General features: G+C 72.7%; 5 protein-coding genes. 1 reads left to right on the top strand and 4 read right to left on the bottom strand.

The features are described 5' to 3' along the window. Nucleotides 1–373: 373 nt before the first annotated feature. The gene (locus OG332_RS44600) at nt 374–1,942 is read right to left on the bottom strand and encodes an amidohydrolase (protein WP_327418798.1); all 1,569 of its coding nucleotides are present in this window, start codon (nt 1,940–1,942) and stop codon (nt 374–376) included. A 39-nt stretch (nt 1,943–1,981) separates the two neighbouring features. Beyond that, on the bottom strand, nt 1,982–2,194 hold the full coding sequence (locus OG332_RS44595) for an MbtH family protein (protein WP_327418797.1): 213 nt from the start codon (nt 2,192–2,194) through the stop codon (nt 1,982–1,984). 93 nt (nt 2,195–2,287) lie between these two features. Between OG332_RS44595 and OG332_RS44590 the strand changes: the two genes are divergently transcribed. Further along, the gene (locus OG332_RS44590) at nt 2,288–3,412 is read left to right on the top strand and encodes an alpha/beta hydrolase-fold protein (protein WP_327418796.1); all 1,125 of its coding nucleotides are present in this window, start codon (nt 2,288–2,290) and stop codon (nt 3,410–3,412) included. A 24-nt stretch (nt 3,413–3,436) separates the two neighbouring features. Here the strand turns inward: OG332_RS44590 and OG332_RS44585 are convergent, their stop codons facing one another. Continuing rightward, nucleotides 3,437–5,140, bottom strand: coding sequence for an ABC transporter ATP-binding protein (locus OG332_RS44585; RefSeq protein WP_327418795.1), 1,704 nt, complete (start codon nt 5,138–5,140; stop codon nt 3,437–3,439). Beyond that, complete coding sequence (locus tag OG332_RS44580) at nt 5,127–16,064, bottom strand: non-ribosomal peptide synthetase (RefSeq protein ID WP_327418794.1); 10,938 nt, start codon at nt 16,062–16,064, stop codon at nt 5,127–5,129. The genes OG332_RS44585 and OG332_RS44580 overlap by 14 nt, the downstream gene beginning before the upstream one ends. Between the last annotated feature and the right edge of the window lie 2 nt (nt 16,065–16,066).

Raw genomic sequence — 16,066 nt, 5'->3', positions numbered from 1 at the left:
CTCTCCTTCGTAAGGGCGGTGATCGGCATGTGTGCACGTCACCATTGAAAGAGGAAAAAGAGGGTGAATATTCGGGAATCCGTCCAGATCCCGGGGAACACTAACTGCGGGCGCGACCGACGGGCCCTGACACACCGCCCTCATTACCTCGATGCAGTGATCTTGACCCCCAGTACGTTTGCCCAGGCGAGCGACGGCATTCGGCCTGGTCCAGACCGCTCTCCCCGCCGAGGCCGACGCCCTTCACGGGCATGACGTGGCCCCCGGGCGCGGCCTGTGTCCCCACCAGAGGCGAATCCGGCCAACGTGCCGTCGGGGCACATGACGAGGCCCGCCGCGCCCGTGGGGGCGCGGCGGGCCTTCACACCGCCGACTACTTTGCGCTCTCGCGTCCGTCCACGTACGTGGCCACCACCTCGATGTCGCCGATGCGCGACACGTCGACGCTCCGCGGGTCGTCGCCGAGCACGACCAGATCGGCGCGCTTGCCCGGGGTGAGACTGCCCGCACTGTCCTCCCAGTGGCAGGCGTAGGCCCCGGCGACGGTGTAGGCGCGCAGGGCCTCGTCGACGGTGATGCCCTCGTCCGGGCCGATCAGCCGGCCGGATCCGGAGGCGCGCTCGGCCATGAACTGGACGGCCCGCAGCGGGGAGCCGTCCGTCACCGGCCGGTCGGAGCTGCCGACCAGGGTGATGCCGTGGTCGAGGAATGCCCGGCCCCGGTACAGCCAGGGCGCCCGCTCGGCGCCCATGATCGCCGCGTAGTCGTCGCCGAAGTAGCGCAGGAAGCTGGGCTGGACGACGGCACTGACGCCCAGTCGGGCGATGCGCGGGAGCTGGTCGGGGCGGATCAGGCCGGCGTGCTCGATGCGGTGCCGGGCGCCGGGGCGGGGCCGCAGCCGCTGGGCCCGTTCCAGGGCGTCCAGGGCCACGTCGGCCGCCCGGTCGCCGATGGCGTGCACGGCGAGCTGCCAGCCGGCGAGGTGGCCGTCCACGATCGACTGCGCGAGCACCTCGGGGTCGTCCTGCAGCTGGCCGCAGTGGTCGAGCCCTTCGTAGGGGGCGCTCAGGGCGGCGGTACGGGCCATCATGCCGCCGTCGGTGAAGATCTTCAGGGCGCCCACGGAGAGCCGGTCGTCACCGAAGCCCGTGCGCAGCCCGAGGTCGAGGGCCTTGGGGATGCCGTCCGCCTCGTGCGCGCCGACGGGCCGCAGCCGGTCGGCGGAGACCATCAGCTGGACCCGCAGCGGCAGCAGGCCCTTCTCCCGGGCGAGTTGGTAGGCGCCCAGCTCGACCGGGGTGTGGCCGAAGAGGGCCCCGCCGATGCCCGCCTCGGCGCAGGCGGTGATGCCCTCGGCCAGGCAGGTGCGGGCGGCGCGTCCGATGGACTCGGCCACCTCCTCCTGGGAGTAGGGCAGTCGCAGCGCGCGGGCGGCGCCCATCGCACCCTCGGCGAGGAAGCCGTTCTCGTGCGGGACGTCCGCGGCGAGCAGTTCCAGGACGGCGGTGTTGACGACGCAGCCGTGCCCGGAGTCGTGCAGCAGGTACAGCTTGTGCCCCTGGCTGACCGTGTCCAGTTCGGCGGCCGTCAGGTGGCGCCCCAGCGCGCGCTGGTCGTAGCCGACGATGCTCACCCAGGATCCGGGCGAGTTCCTCCGGGCGACGGCTTCCGCCACGACGGCGAGCGCCTCGTCGATCCGCGTGCAGCCCGCGATGCTCGGGGTGTTCTGCGTGAAGCCCGTCCAGGGCAGGTGCACGTGCGCGTCGATGAACCCCGGGAGCACGGTGGCGCCCTGAAGGTCGATCACCTCGCGCGCGGGCAGGGAGGCCACGGCTTCGTCCAGACCGACGATCCGTCCGTGCCAGATACCCAGTTCGCGGGCGACCGGACGGTCGGGGTCCATGGTGAGGAAGCGGGCGTTGATCAGCCTGGTGCACAGCATGGGTGGTGTCGTCCCCCAGTCGGTGTCGTCCGGAGCGGGTCAGGCGTCCATCGGCTGCGCGAGGAAACGGGGGCGCAGGTCGGTCCAGTTGGCCTCGATGAAGTCCAGACACGCCCCCCGGGTGTTCTCGTCGAAGACGGTCGTCCACCCGCCGGGCACCTCGGCGAAGGACGGCCACAGCGAGTGCTGGCCCTCGCGGTTCACCAGTACGAGGAAGCGGCCCTCGGCATCGTCGAAGGGGTTGGTGCTCACGGTCGGTACCTCCCGGGAACGTCACGATTAAGTTAGGCTCACCTAATTCAGAAGAGCTTAGTCTTTCCCCTTGCCGCTCACAAGGAGATCCGCATGCGCCTGACCGATCCCGTCTCCGGCCGCGGGGCCGGCACGGACCACTCCTTCGCCGCGTACGGGCTGCCGGGCGAACCGGGCACCGAGGCGTTCTGGGCGGCCGCCGGGGCGCCGGCGTCGGTCCGTGCCGACGACGGGAGTTGGGTGACCCTGTTCCTGTGGCGCGGCGCTCCGGCGAGCATCGGGTTCGAGAGCTGGTCGGAGCCGGTACCCCTGCGCCGATGGGCCGGCTCGGACTGCTGGTACGCCGAGGTCCCGATGCCCGCGCGGCTGCGCGTGACCTACCGGTTCCTCGTCGACGGCACGGCGCACGCCGACCCGTTCAACCCGGCCGGTGCGGGCGGCGACCGGTCCATCGCAGCGGCCCCCGACGCTCCCGCCCAGCCGCACTGGCCCCTCGTCGACCCCGGCGGTGACGACGTGCTGCCCCTCCCGCGCACCCGGGTCCGCTGGTCCGGCGAACGGCTCGGCGGCCGGCGCACCGTACGGGTCCACGCGGCGGGCGGTGGCGGTCCGGTGGTCCTGCTGCTCGACGGGGACGACTGGCTGTACCTGCATCCGGCCGTGACCGCCTTCGACTCGGCCGTCGCCAGTGGCGAGATGCCCCCCGTGACCCTCGTCTTCCTGCCCGTACGGGACCGGGAGGCCGAGTTCGGGTGCAGGCCCGAGCTGTGGGAGGGAGTCCGGGACGAGCTGCTGCCGCTGGTGGCGGAGACCGGCCTGCCCGCGGACCCGGACCGCCTGGTGGTCGCCGGGCAGAGCCTCGGCGGGCTGAGCGCGCTGTACGCGGCACTGGAGTTCCCGGACCTGGTGTCCCGGGTCGCCTGCCAGTCGCCGTCGTTCTGGTGGACGCCCGGCGCCCCGGACCTGGCGGACCCCTTGGGCGGCCCGGTCGGCGGGGCCCTCGCCGCGCGCCTGCGGGAGCGCCCCGACCTGTCCGGTCTGCGGATCGCCTTCGACGTGGGGGAACACGAAACGCGGATGCTGCCCCACTGCGAGCTGGTCGAGACCCTGACCGAACGGGCCGGTGCGACCGTACGGGTGTCCCGCTCGGCGTCCGGCCACGACCGGGCGGGCTGGCGCCACGCCCTGCTCAGGGATGTCGCCTGGGCGCTCGGCTAGACCGTTCCTTCGGGATCCTGCCGCTCAGCGGGCCACCGCCAGGCAGTAGTCCTCGTCGGTGGCCAGGAGGTTGCGGTGGGTGTCCTCGGCGGTGATGACCCCGTCGTTGAGGACGAGGACGCGGTCGGCGGCGTCCAGGAGGGCCGGGCTGCCGGTGATCACTACGGTGGTGCGGCCTCGGCGCAGCTCCGCGATGTTGCGCGCGATGAGCTGTTCCGTGACCGCGTCGACGGCCGTCGTGGGGTCGTGCAGGACGAGGATGTCGCTGTCGGCGGCGAGGGCGCGCGCCAGGGACAGCCGCTGTCGCTGTCCGCCGGATAGGTTCGCCCCGCGGTCGCGGACCCCGTAGTCGAGCCCTTCGCGGTGCAGGGCGACGACGTCGGTCAGCATGGAGGCCTCGACGGCCTCGGCGAGCGTGCGGCTGGTGCCCGACGGGTCGATGTTCGTGCGGAGGGTGCCCGCGAAGATCTCCCCCTCGTACGGGTTCACCAGCATGTGCTCGCGGACGGCCTCGATCGACAGGCCGGCGATGTCCTCCCCGCTGACCCGCACCGCTCCCTCGTACGCGTCCGGCGGGATCTCGACGGCCAGGATCGAGGCGAGGTCGGCCGCGGAGCGCGGCTGGTAGACGGCGATCGCCACGAACTCGCCGGCCGGAACCTGGAACTTCAGCTCGCGCAGGGACCCGTACCGTACGCAGTCGATCTCCAGGTCCCCGCCCGCGGCCGGGCGCTCCGGCCCCGAGGCCGTCACCGGTGGCGCGGCCAGCACCAGCGCCATCCGCTCGGCCGAAGCGCGCGCCATCATCACGTACTTGGGCATGTCCGAGAACATCTTGAGCGGTTCCATGATGAATTGGGCGAGCCCGACGGCCATGACGAGTTCCCCGATGGTGATCCGGCCGTCGAACGCCAGCCAGCCCGCCGTCAGGGTCACGGAGACGGCGAGGACGGCGTTCAGGGCCATGGCGGTGCCCGCGTACGCGCCGTTCGCCAGGGCCACGGTGACCGCCTGCTGCCTCGCCTCGGTGCTGACCGTCCGGTAGCAGCGGAACGCGGCGTGGTTGCCTCCGAACCCGTGCAGCGGGCGCAGGCCGGTGATCAGGTCGGCGACCTTCGCGCCCGCCCGTGCGACCCGGGCCTGCTGTTCGCGGGTGCTGGAGCCGATCCGTCTGGACATCACGCTCAGGATCGACAGGATCGCGACGGTGCCCACGATCACCAGCAGGCCGAGCCGCAGGTCGGCGAGCCCCAGCGCGACCGCCGCGACCAGCACCGCGACCAGCGAACTGATCAGCAGCGGCACCACCTCGATGATGTCGGCGGTCTGGTCGGCGTCCTCGGTGGCGATGGTCAGCACCTCGCCCGACTTGAGGTCGACGTCCCTGGCCACCGGCTGGAGTCCGCAGTCCGCGACGCGCACCCGCCAGCGGTGCGCCTCGGTCGTGTTGGCCTTCTGCAGGATGCGCATGCCGAACCGCCACGACAGCGACACGGTCGTGATGATCACGGCGAGCGCGGCGATGGACACGGCGAGCGCGCCGAGGCTGCGCTCCCCCCGCATCGTGTGCTCGACGATCAGGCCGAGTGCGATGGGGAAGGCGGTCTCACCGGCCTGGTAGAGGCCCATGAGGACGGTGCCCCAGGTCATGGCGCCGACGTTGCGGCGCAGCGCGGTACGGAGGATGTCGGACCCTGCGTGGGGCCGCTGCGTGTCAGGAGTTTTCATCGAGGTGGCGGGCAATCGCTTCCGGGGTGCGCAGGGTGAACAGATCACGGATCGTGATCACAGGACCGTACTCGCGGCGGAGCAGCCCGATCAGCCGCACCGCCAGCATGGAGTGTCCTCCGAGGGACATGAAGTCGCTCACCGCGCTCACCTCGTCATCGTCCAGGTCCAGTGCTTCTGCGAAGAACTCGCACACGACGGTCTCGGTCTCCGTCTCCGGCCCGCGCTCCCCCGCCGTCGTCAGCGCGCCGAGCGGCTTGGCCTCGGGCAACGCCCTGGTGTCGGCCTTCCCGTTCACCGTCAGCGGGATGCCGTCGACCTGGGCGTAGTGGGTCGGGCGCAGGAAGTCCGGAAGTGCGGTGCCGACTTGGGCGGCCACGGCGGCCAACTCGCCGCCCTCCAGCACGAGGTAGGCGGCCAGCCGGTACGCGCCGTCGACCTGCGGGTCGGGCTGGGCGACCGCGGCGGCGAACCTGACCGCCGGGTGCGCGGCGAACGCGGCCTCGACCTCGCCCAGTTCGACGCGGTGGCCCCGGATCTTGACCTGCTGGTCGGTGCGGCCGAGGTACATCAGGTTCCCGTCGGGCCGCCGGAGCACGAGGTCCCCGGTGCGGTACATCCGCTCGCCCGGCGCGCCGAACGGGCAGGCGACGAACCGGTCCGCGGTCTGGCCGGGCTGGCCGAGGTAGCCGCGGGCGATGCCGATGCCCGCCACGTACAGCTCACCGGGGACTCCGGCCGGCAGCGGGCGCAGCCACGGGTCCAGTACGTACACCTCGGTGTTGTCGATCGGTACGCCCACCACCGGGTCCTGGCACTCGAACGTGCCGACGCCGAGGGTGTTGATGGTGTACTCCGTGGGTCCGTACAGGTTGTAGCCGGCGGTCCCCCGGGTCTCGGCGAGCCGCTGCCACAGGGTCGGGGTGACGGCTTCGCCGCCCAGCAGCACCAGGGCCGGCCGCCGCCCCGGGGCGTCGAGCAGGCCCTCGGCCACCAGCTGCTGCGCGTAGGTCGGGGTCACGTTGATGACGTCGATCCCGTGCTCGAGGCAGTACTCGACGAGCCGGGGGGCGTCGCGGCGCAGTTCCTCGTCGCAGACGTGCACCTCGTGGCCGTCGGCGAGCCACAGCAGCTCCTCCCACGACATGTCGAAGGCGAAGGACACGGTGTGCGCGATGCGGAAGACCCGGTGGCCGTGCTCGGCCAGTACCGGCTCGAAGATCCGGCGCTGGTGGTTGATCAGCATGTTGGTCAGCCCGGCGTACTCGGTCACCACGCCCTTCGGGCGCCCGGTCGATCCGGAGGTGTAGATCGTGTAGGCGGGGTGCCGCAGGCGGTCGGGGTCGTCGGGGGCGAACGTCACGAAGGGTTCGGCCTCGGGGAGGGGCCGGTCCAGCTCGATCAGCTCGCCGGTCAGCCGGGGCGACACGGCGCTCACGGTGAGGATCACGTCGGGGCGGGCGTCCGCGACGATCGCCCCGATCCGCTCGTCCGGGTGGTCCAGCTCCAGCGGCACGTACGCGGCGCCGGTGCGCAGCACGGCGAACAGCGCCACGATCGAGTCGAGGGAGCGCGGGACGGCGAGGGCCACGGTCTTCTCGGGGCCGATGCCGCGCCGGGCGAGCACGCCCGCCACGGCGCGGCTGCGGTCCCGGAGGCTGCCGAAGGTCATGGTCCGGCCGTGGGCGACGAGCGCGACCCGCTGCGGGTCACGGTCCGCCGCCCGGTCGAAGCGGTCGACCACGGTGTCGACGCCGATGTCGGTGCGGTCGGCCGGACCGGGCCGCGGTTCCAGGCCCGGCAGCGCGCCCACCGGGCCGGTGGACCGGGCCAGGTCGTCGAGCACGCGCAGGTAGTCGTCGAGGAGCCGGCGGGCGGCCTCCGTGTCGTGGTCGCGGTACTCCAGCTTGACCGTGAGGCGGTCGCCGGGCGTGACGACCCAGGTGAAGGGGTAGTGGGTGGAGTCGTCGGCGCGCACGGCGGTGATGCCGTGCCGGGTGTTCATCTCGGCGAACGCGTCCATGTCCAGGAAGTTCTGGAGCACGAACAGGTTGTCGAACAGGGTGTCGTGGCCGCTGGCCCGCTGGATCTCGCCGAGCCCGAGGTGCTCGTGCTCCATCGCCGCGACCCTCGCCGCCTGTACGGCGGACAGGTAGGCACCGGCCGTGTCGCCGGGCCGGGCCCGCGTCCACATGGGCACGGTGTTGAGGAGTACGCCGACGATGCCGGACAGTCCCTCGCCCTCGCGGCCGGAGACGGTCACGCCGAACACGGCGTCGCTGCGGCCCGTGCGTGCGCCCAGGAGGAGGCCGAACGCGCCGGTCAGCACCGAGTTCAGCGTGACGCCGTGCGCCCTGGCCGCTACCCGCAGCAGTTCCGACTGTTCGGCGGGGAGCGTGTGAACGAGGGTGCGCGGCAGGTCGTCCACGAGGGCCGGGGCCGGTCCGGCGAGCAGCGTCGGGCCCGGGAGGCCCGTCAGGTGCTCCGCCCAGAAGCGCTCCGATACGGCCGCGTCCTTCGCGTCGAGCGCCCGGGCGTAGTCCTCGAAGCTCGGGGTCGCCGGTGTCGGGCCGGTCAACTCGCCCGCGACGGCGGCCTGGTAGGCGTCGAAGAGGTCCCGCAGCACGATCTCGCGGGACCAGCCGTCCCACAGCAGCAGGTGGTAGCTCAGCAGCAGGCCGTCGCGGTCGTCGGGCAGCCGCACCACGGTCAGCCGGATCAACGGCGGCTCACCGGGGTCGAATCCCGTGTCGCGGTCCCTGGCGAGCAGGGCGTCGACCTCCGCGTCCGTCGAGAGGGCGAGCGTACGGACGTCGACCCGCCGGCCCGCGGCGAGGACCTGTACGGCGTTCCCGTCGTCGTCGGTGGTGAAGCCGGCGCCCACCACCGGGTGCCGCGCGATCACCCAGGCCATCGCCTCGGCCAGCGCGTCGGTGTCCAGGCGCCGGTCGAAGGTGAACCAGCTCTGCGCGACGTAGTGTCCGGCCGGTCCGGCCAGCTGGGCCTGGAAGAACAGACCCCGTTGGAGCGGGGTGACCGGCGCCGTGCGCTCGGCGGTCGTGGAGGCGTCCGCGAGGCGTTCCAGTGCCCTCCGCCAGTACCCGGTGATCTCGTCGGGGACGCCCTCGGCGAGGGTGAAGGCCGCGTGCAGGCTGCCGGTGGCCGCGTCGGTCCACGTGTTGACCTCGACGGCGTACGGACTGCCCTGGTCGCCGCCGATCAGGTGCAGGGCCTGGGACTCGCTGCCCCGGCCGAGGTAGTTGAACAGCACCTGCGGGCGGGCGTCCAGCAGCGGGGCCGTCTGCGGGTTGAGGTACCTGAGCTGGCCGTAGGCGACGTGCGCCCGCGCGTCCGGCTGCCGTTCGGCCACCTCGCGGGCGGCCGCCACGGGGTCGGTGTGCGCGGTGAGGCGCACGGGCGCGATGGAGGTGAACCATCCGACCGTACGGGTGTAGTCGTGGTGCGCCAGCACCGGCACCCGGCCGTGCCGCTCCAGGTCGATGGCGAGATCGGTGGGCGAGGGCTGTACGTGGGTCAGTGCGGCGCGCAGCGCACCGCACAGCAGCTCGGTGAGCCCGATGCCGAGTGCGGCGGGTGCGGTACGCGTCACGAGGTCGCTGACGTCGGGCGGGAGCACGACCGTGGTCTCGCGCAGCCCCTCGACGGCGGGCAGCAGCGGGGGCGCCTGGAGGGTGCTGATCCAGTGCCCGAGGTCGTCGGTCACGTGGGCGGCCCGGTACGCCAGTGCCTCCGCGTACCCGGCATAGGAGGTGGTGGGCGGCGCCGGGGCCGTGCCGCGCAGGGCGGCGGCCAGATCGTCCAGCAGGACCAGCCAGGACACCGAGTCGACGGCCAGGTGGTGCACGGTGACCACCAGGGTCCGGCTCGCCTCCAGCCAGGTGAACGCGATGACGTCCCCGGCCTCGGGATCGAGCCGTCCGGCGGCTTCGTTCGCGGCGGTGCTCGCATCGGTGGCGTCGGCCTCGGTGGCGTCCACGCGTACGACGGTGACCGCGCGGGAGGGTTCGGTGCGCAGGGCCCACACCCCGTGCTCGACGCGCAGCCTCATCCGCAGGGCCGGGTGGGCCGCCACGACGGAGTTCGCGGCGCGCTCGGCGTCGGCGAAGCCGGTGCCGTCGGCGGCCACGATCGTCCTGGCCTGGGCGAACCGGGTGAGGGAGCCGCCCAGTTCCCGCTGGCGCAGGATGATCGGCGTGGGTGTCAGCGGGCCGTCCTCGCGGGCGGCGGGGGTGAGCGCGGGTGCCGGCGCCGCGGCCTGCGGGGGGCTCGCCGCCAGGTGTTCGGCGAGGGCGCGCGGGGTTTTGAGCAGGAACACGTCCCGGGGCGCGATCGCAAGGCCGAACGCCCGGGCCCGGTTGACCACGGTGATGGCGAGGATGCTGTCGCCCCCGGCGCGGAAGAAGTCGGTGTCGCCGTCGACGGCGGCACCGGGCAGCGTGTCGGTGAAGATGCCGACCAGCGCGGTGAGCGCGGAGCCGGTCGCGGCCACCGGGGTGTCGTGGTGTGCGGCCCGCTCGGCGAGGGCCTTGCGGTCCAGTTTGCCGTTGACCGTGAGCGGCAGGGCGCCGACCGGGAGGACCAGGCCGGGCACCATGTGCGCGGGCAGCTTCGCCGACAGCGGGCGGGTGAGGGCGGTGGTGTCCTCGGGGACCCGGCCCACGACATGCGCGACCAGGTGGTCGCCGCTGTCCGCCACGGTCACGGCGGCGTCGACCACGCCGTCGAGCTCCCTGATCGCGGACTCCACCTCGCCGAGCTCGATGCGGAAGCCCTTGAGCTGCACCTGGTCGTCGGCGCGGCCGGTGAACTCCAGCTCGCCGTCGAGGGTGCGGCGGGCGAGGTCGCCCGTGTGGTACATGCGCGAGCCGCCGCCCGCGAACGGGTCCGCCACGAACCGGCCCGCGGTGAGCCCGGGCCGGCCCAGGTAGCCGAGCGACACCTGGTCGCCGGCCACGTAGATGGCGCCCACCCGGCCGGGCGGCACGGGCCGGAGCCGGTCGTCGAGCAGGTAGGTGACCAGGCCGGGAATCGGCGCTCCGATCGGGCTGACGTCGTGGCCGTGGTCGAAGTCCCCGTCGGTCAGCACCCGGTGGGTGACGTGGACGGTGGTCTCGGTGATGCCGTACATGTTGACCAGCTCGGGCGAAGCGGCGCCGTGCCGCTCGACCCAGCCGCGCAGCCGGCCGAGGTCCAGTGCCTCGCCCCCGAAGACGACCCGGCGCAGTGCGGGGAGCGGCTCGCCGGCCTGCCGGTCGGCCTCGATGAACTGGTAGAAGGCCGAGGGGGTCTGGTTGAGCACGGTCACTCCGCGCTCGCGCACCAGCCGGTGGAAGTCGACCGGGGAACGGGTCAGGCCGTACTCGGGCACCAGCAGTTCGGCGCCGTGCGTGAGCGCTCCCCACAGTTCCCAGACCGCGAAGTCGAAGGAGTACGAGTGGAACTGGACCCACACGTCGTGCGGGCCGAAGTCCATGTCGGGCCGGGTGTTCGCGAGCAGGGTCACCACGCTGGAGTGCGGGACGACGACGCCCTTGGGCCGGCCGGTCGATCCGGACGTGTAGATCACGTACGCGGGGTCGTGCCAGTCCGCCTCGGCCCCGGCCGGCGGCGGGGTGGTTTCCCGCGGAGCCTCGTCCCCCGGTACGAGTACGCGGGCCGGCACGCCCACCCGGTCCAGCAACTGCGCGAAGCGGTCCCGCTGTTCGCGGTCCACGAGCACGACCTGCGGAGCGGCGTCGGCGAGGACGTACTCCAGCCGTTCGTCCGGGTACGCGAGGTCGAGCGGCACGTACGCGCCGCCCGCACTGACGATGGCGACCAGGGCGACGACCTGCTCCAGGGAGCGGGGCACGGCGACGGCGACCCGTTCGCCCGACCGGACGCCGGCCGCGCGCAGGACCGAGGCCAACTCGTTCTTGGCCTGCGCCAGTTCACCGTAGGTGAGTGAGCGGCCGGCGCCGTCGAGGGCGCACTGGGTGACGGCGGTGGCGGCCGGGTACCGCTGTGCGGCGGCGTCGAAGAGCTCGCCCAGGGTCGTCGGGCTGATCCGCGCGGGCCGCCGGGTGTCCTCGCGGACCAGGTCGTCGACCGGGGCGTCCGGTCGGGTGAGCAGTGCGGTGAGGGTGCGGGTGAAGTGGTGCAGGATCGCCCGCGCGCTCGCTTCCCGCAGCAGAGCGCCGTCGTAGATGAGGTTGAAGCGCGGACGGCCGTCGAGTGCGCGTTCCACCACGAGCGTCAACGGGTAGTGCGGCGCGCCTTCGTTCACGATGTCGGTGACGACGAGCGTGTCATCGGGCCCCCGCAGGCCCGCGACGTCGGTCGCGACGTCGAAGACCACCAGGGTGTCGAAGAGGGGTCCGGCGCCGGCCTGGCGGCCGATGCGTGCCAGCGAGACGTGCTGGTGAGGCAGCACCGCGCTCTGGTGTTCCCGTACCGAGGCGAGCAGATCACGCGCCGTGGTGCCCGCGGCCCACCGGGCGCGTACGGGGATCGTGTTGATGAACAGACCCACCATGTCGGCGATGCCGGGAACGTCCGCGTCGCGCCCGGACACCGTGGAGCCGAACACGACGTCCCTGCCGTGCAGGACGCCGCCGAGCGTCACCGCCCAGGCGCTGTGCACGGCCACGCTCAGCGGCACGCCCGCCGACCGGACGGCCTCGTCGATGTCGTCCTCCGGCTCCACGGCCGTGTCGGCGAACCGGTCGGACGGCGTGTGTCCCCCGGCGACCAGCGAAGGGCCGGACAGCCCGGCGAGCTGCTCGCGCCACACCCGGTCGCTCTCGTCCTCGTCGCGTTCGGCGAGCCAGCGCACGTAGTCGGCGAAGCCGCCGATCGGGTACACGGTGCCCGGCGCGTGGTACTCGGCGAGCAGCGCGCGGAGCATCGCAGGCACCGACCAGCCGTCGGCGATGATGTGGTGCACGGTCTGCACCAGGACGTGACGGCCGGACCCCGCCCGGATGAGCGTGTACCGCATGAGCGGGCCGGTGGCCAGGTCGAACCCCGCACGACGGTCCTGCTCGGCGTGGTCGCGGATCTCCTCGTCGGTGATGCCGGGGCGGTCCATTGTGGTGAACGGGGCCTCCACTGCGCTTTCCAGTACGGAGACCACCCGGCCGTCGGCGAGGACCGTGAAACGGGCGGCCAGGTTGGGGTAGAGCGAGAGCAGCCTGGTGGCCGCCGCCGCGAGCCGGTCGGGGTCCGCTTCCCCGTCCAGTCTCAGCAGCTGCTGCTCCACGTAGCTGCCCGCGGAGTCGTCGTCGAAGACCGAGTGGAAGTACAGGCCCTCCTGCAGCGGGGTCAACGGCAGGACGTCCCGCAGCGCGGGGCCGTCCAGGTCGTCGACGTCGGCCTGGGTGAGCGGCACCAGGCCGAAGTCACTGGGAGAGTGGCCGCCTTGGTCGAGCGCGGCCAGACCGGCCAGGGCCTCCCGGAAGTACCCGCCGATGGTCGCGATGTCCTCGTCGGTGAACATCCCCTCGGGCCAGGATATGGTGGTGGTCAGCTCGTACGCGCCGGCCGTCGAGGCCGGTTCGGCGATCGCATTGAACTCCAGGGCGCGCGGCAGTCGCATCCGCGGATCACGCCGCTCCCCCAACTGAGCGGTGCTGCCTGCGAGTTCCCAGTCTCCGCAGGCTCCGGCCTCGAATCGTCCCAGGTAGTTGAACAGGACCTGGGGCGCGGGCGCGCCGGACCCGGTGCCGCCGCTCAGGTACCGGAGGACACCATAGGAGAGGCCGTTGCCCGGCACCCTGGCCAGGTCTTCCTTGACCGCCTTGAGGGCGGCGGCCAGGTACGCGGGCGCGGTGGGGTCGGCGGCCGGTCCGGGGTCCACGGTCACCGGGAAGAGGGTGGTGAACCAGCCCACGGTCCGGGAGAGTTCGGGTTCAAATCCGGCCGCGTCCGCCAGGAGGTGCCCTTCGCGGCCGTGGCCCTCCAGTTCGATGTGCGCGAACGTCTGGTCCTGCCCGAGGTCGCGGCGCCACCGGGCGAGGGTGACGGCGAGGGCGGTCAGCAGTACGTCGTTCACACCCGCGTGGAACCTGGCGGGAACCTCGCCGAGCAGCGCGGCCGTGACCTCGGGGCCGACCGAGACGGTCGTCGCCCGCTCCCGCTCGACGGTGTCGGCAGCGGCCGGCGCGCGCCTGCCCACCGGTGCGTCCGCCCCCGGCAGGGGGCGCTGGTAGTGGGCGCGGTCCTCGTCGAACGCCGCGCGCTCCAGCAGCTGCGTCCAGCGCCGGAACGACGTGCCCACCGGGGGTGGTTCGACCGGCGTGCCCGCGGCGAAGCGCTGCCACGCCATGGCGAGGTCCTCGCGCAGGATCCGCCAGGACACGCCGTCGATCACCACGTGGTGGACGACCACGACCAGCTGCCGTGCCGCGCGGCGCCACACGGCCCGCAGCATCACGCCGTTGTCCGGGTCCAGTCCGGCGGTGGCGAGCGCGACGCACGCGTCGAGCGGCAGCTCGTCACCCTCCTGCCACCCCGGTGCGGCCCCGTCGGCCTCCGGGATTTCGAAGCTCCAGCCATCGCCGCGCACCAGCCTGGCGCGCAGCATGTCGTGCCGTGCGACCACGGCGGCGAGGATCTCGTCGAGGGCCTCGGCGGTCAGGTCCGCCGGGGTGTTCAGCACCACCGACTGGACGAAGCCGTCGATGGCGTCCGTGGTCTCGCCGAGCCACCGCACGACGGGCGATCCCGCGACGGAACCGGTCGCGACGTCGCCGTGGTCCACGGCGGCCGCGCCCTCGCGGCTCGCCACGGCTGCCAGCGCTCCGATGACGCTGTTGGTGAAGATCTGCCGCGGTGTGACGTGGAGACCCACGGTGCGCAGGGCGCTCAGCAGCGATATGGCCAGGAGGCTGTCTCCGCCGAGCTGGAAGAAGTCCTGGCCCACACCGACCTCGTCCAGTCGGAGCAGCGCCGCGACCGCCGCGCACACCAGGCGTTCGTTCTCGGTGGCCGGTGCGACGAGCGAGGCCGTGCCGAGCTCGTGTTCCGGCAGTGCGCCGCGGTCGAGCTTGCCGTTCGCGGTGAGCGGGAACTCCTTCATCACGACGATGTGGGCGGGCACCATGTAGTCCACCATGTGCCCGGCGGCCCACGCCTTGACCTCGTCCGCCCGCAGGTCCTCGCTCCCGGCGGCCGGGATCACGTACCCCACGAGGTAGGTGCCGCCGGCCGTGTTCTTCTTCGCGAGGACGCACGTGTGCCGTACGGCGGGGTGTTCCGCGAGGCCGACCTCGACGTCCTCGATCTCCAGGCGCATGCCGCGGATCTTGATCTGGTTGTCGGCACGGCCGAGGAAGTCCAGCGACCCGTCCGGGGCGAACCGTGCGAGGTCACCGGTCCGGTACAGCCGGGAGCCGTCCCCGGCGAAGGGATTGGCGACGAAGCGGGAGGCGGTCAGGCCGGGCGCGCCCACGTATCCGCGCCCCAGCAGGAACCCTCCGACGTACAGTTCGCCGCCCACCCCGACCGGCACCGGGCGCAGTTCTTCGTCCAGGACGTACAGCTGGGTGTTGGGGTTGGCCTTGCCGATCGATGTCGACAGGCGTTCCGCCGCGCCCCGGTAGATGACGTGCGAGACGCCGATCGTCGTCTCGGCCGGGCCGTAGCCGTGGTACATGGGTATGTCGAGCCGGGTGCGGAACCGTTCGTAGAGCTCCGGGGTCAGCACCTCGCCGCCGCACCACACGTGCCGCAGGCTGTCCAGCCGCCCGGAGTCCCCCGCGATCTCCAGCAGCACGTCCAGCATGGACGACACCAGGTAGGTGAAGGTGACGCGCTGCTCGGCGATCACGCCGAGCAGGTGGTGCGGATCGCGTTCGCCTCCGGGGCGCAGGACCACCAGCCGGCCGCCGGACACCAGGGGCAGGAAGATCTCGTTGATGGAGATGTCGAAGGACAGTGGTGCCTTGAACAGCGACGCGTCGTCGTGGCCGAAGCGCAGGATCTCGTCGACCTGCCACAGCAGGCGCTCGCTGATCGCTTCGTGCCGGATCATCGCGCCCTTGGGCCGGCCCGTCGAACCGGACGTGAAGATCACGTAGGCGAGCGCGTCGCCGGGGACGGCGATCCCGGTCCCGCCTCCGGGGTGGGAGCCGTACCGCCAGTCTCCGAGGTCGACGACCACGGTGGGCGGTTCACCGGGGTCGTGCTCGCCCGGGCCGCCCAGTTGCAGGACGACGCGGGCGTCGTCGATGACGACGGCCCGGCGCGCGGCCGGCCACTGCGGGTCGAGCGGGACGAACGCGGCCCCCGCCTGGAGGACGCCGAGCAGCCCGATCACCATGTCGGCGGAGCGGCTCAGGGAGATGCCGACGGCCTGTTCGGCGGTGATGCCGCGTTCGAGCAGGTGATGGGCCAACTGGCTGGACATCTGGGCTGCTTGACGGTAGGTCAGCGAACGGTGCTCGTCGACGACGGCGACGGCGTCCGGCCGGGTCCGGGCCTGCTCGCGGAACATCTCCACGATGGTCGGGCGGACCCGGTCCGCCCCGGTGTCGTTCCACTCGGCCAGGCTCGCGAGCCGCGCCGCGCCGCTGGACGGGCCGATGCTGCCGAGGGACCGGTCCGGGAAGTCGGCCAGGTCGTCCAGCGCGAGCTGCGCGTCGGCCCGTACGACGTCGTCGGGGACGGCGATGCTCCGGCCGTCCGCGCCGACCTCCCAACCGGGCGCCCCGGCACCGCCGTTGTCGATCCACCCGAGGACGTCGGCGAACAAGGTGGCGGAGGTCAGCTCCATGCCGTCCGGACTCCGGCCCGTCGCCCAGTACGACAGCCCGATGGCGCACGCGTGGGCGATGGTCCTGTCGGAGTGGTCGCCTGTTCGTCGGCGCACGCCGGCCAGGCGTGTGGGAGAAAGCCGCACGAGACGAGCGGTCGGTTCCGTCATCG

It is taken from the genome of Streptomyces sp. NBC_01233 (assembly GCF_035989305.1).
In the GTDB taxonomy this organism is placed as follows: domain Bacteria; phylum Actinomycetota; class Actinomycetes; order Streptomycetales; family Streptomycetaceae; genus Streptomyces.
Note: the sequence above shows the minus strand (reverse complement) of the source record. Positions and strands in the feature narration are given on the sequence as shown.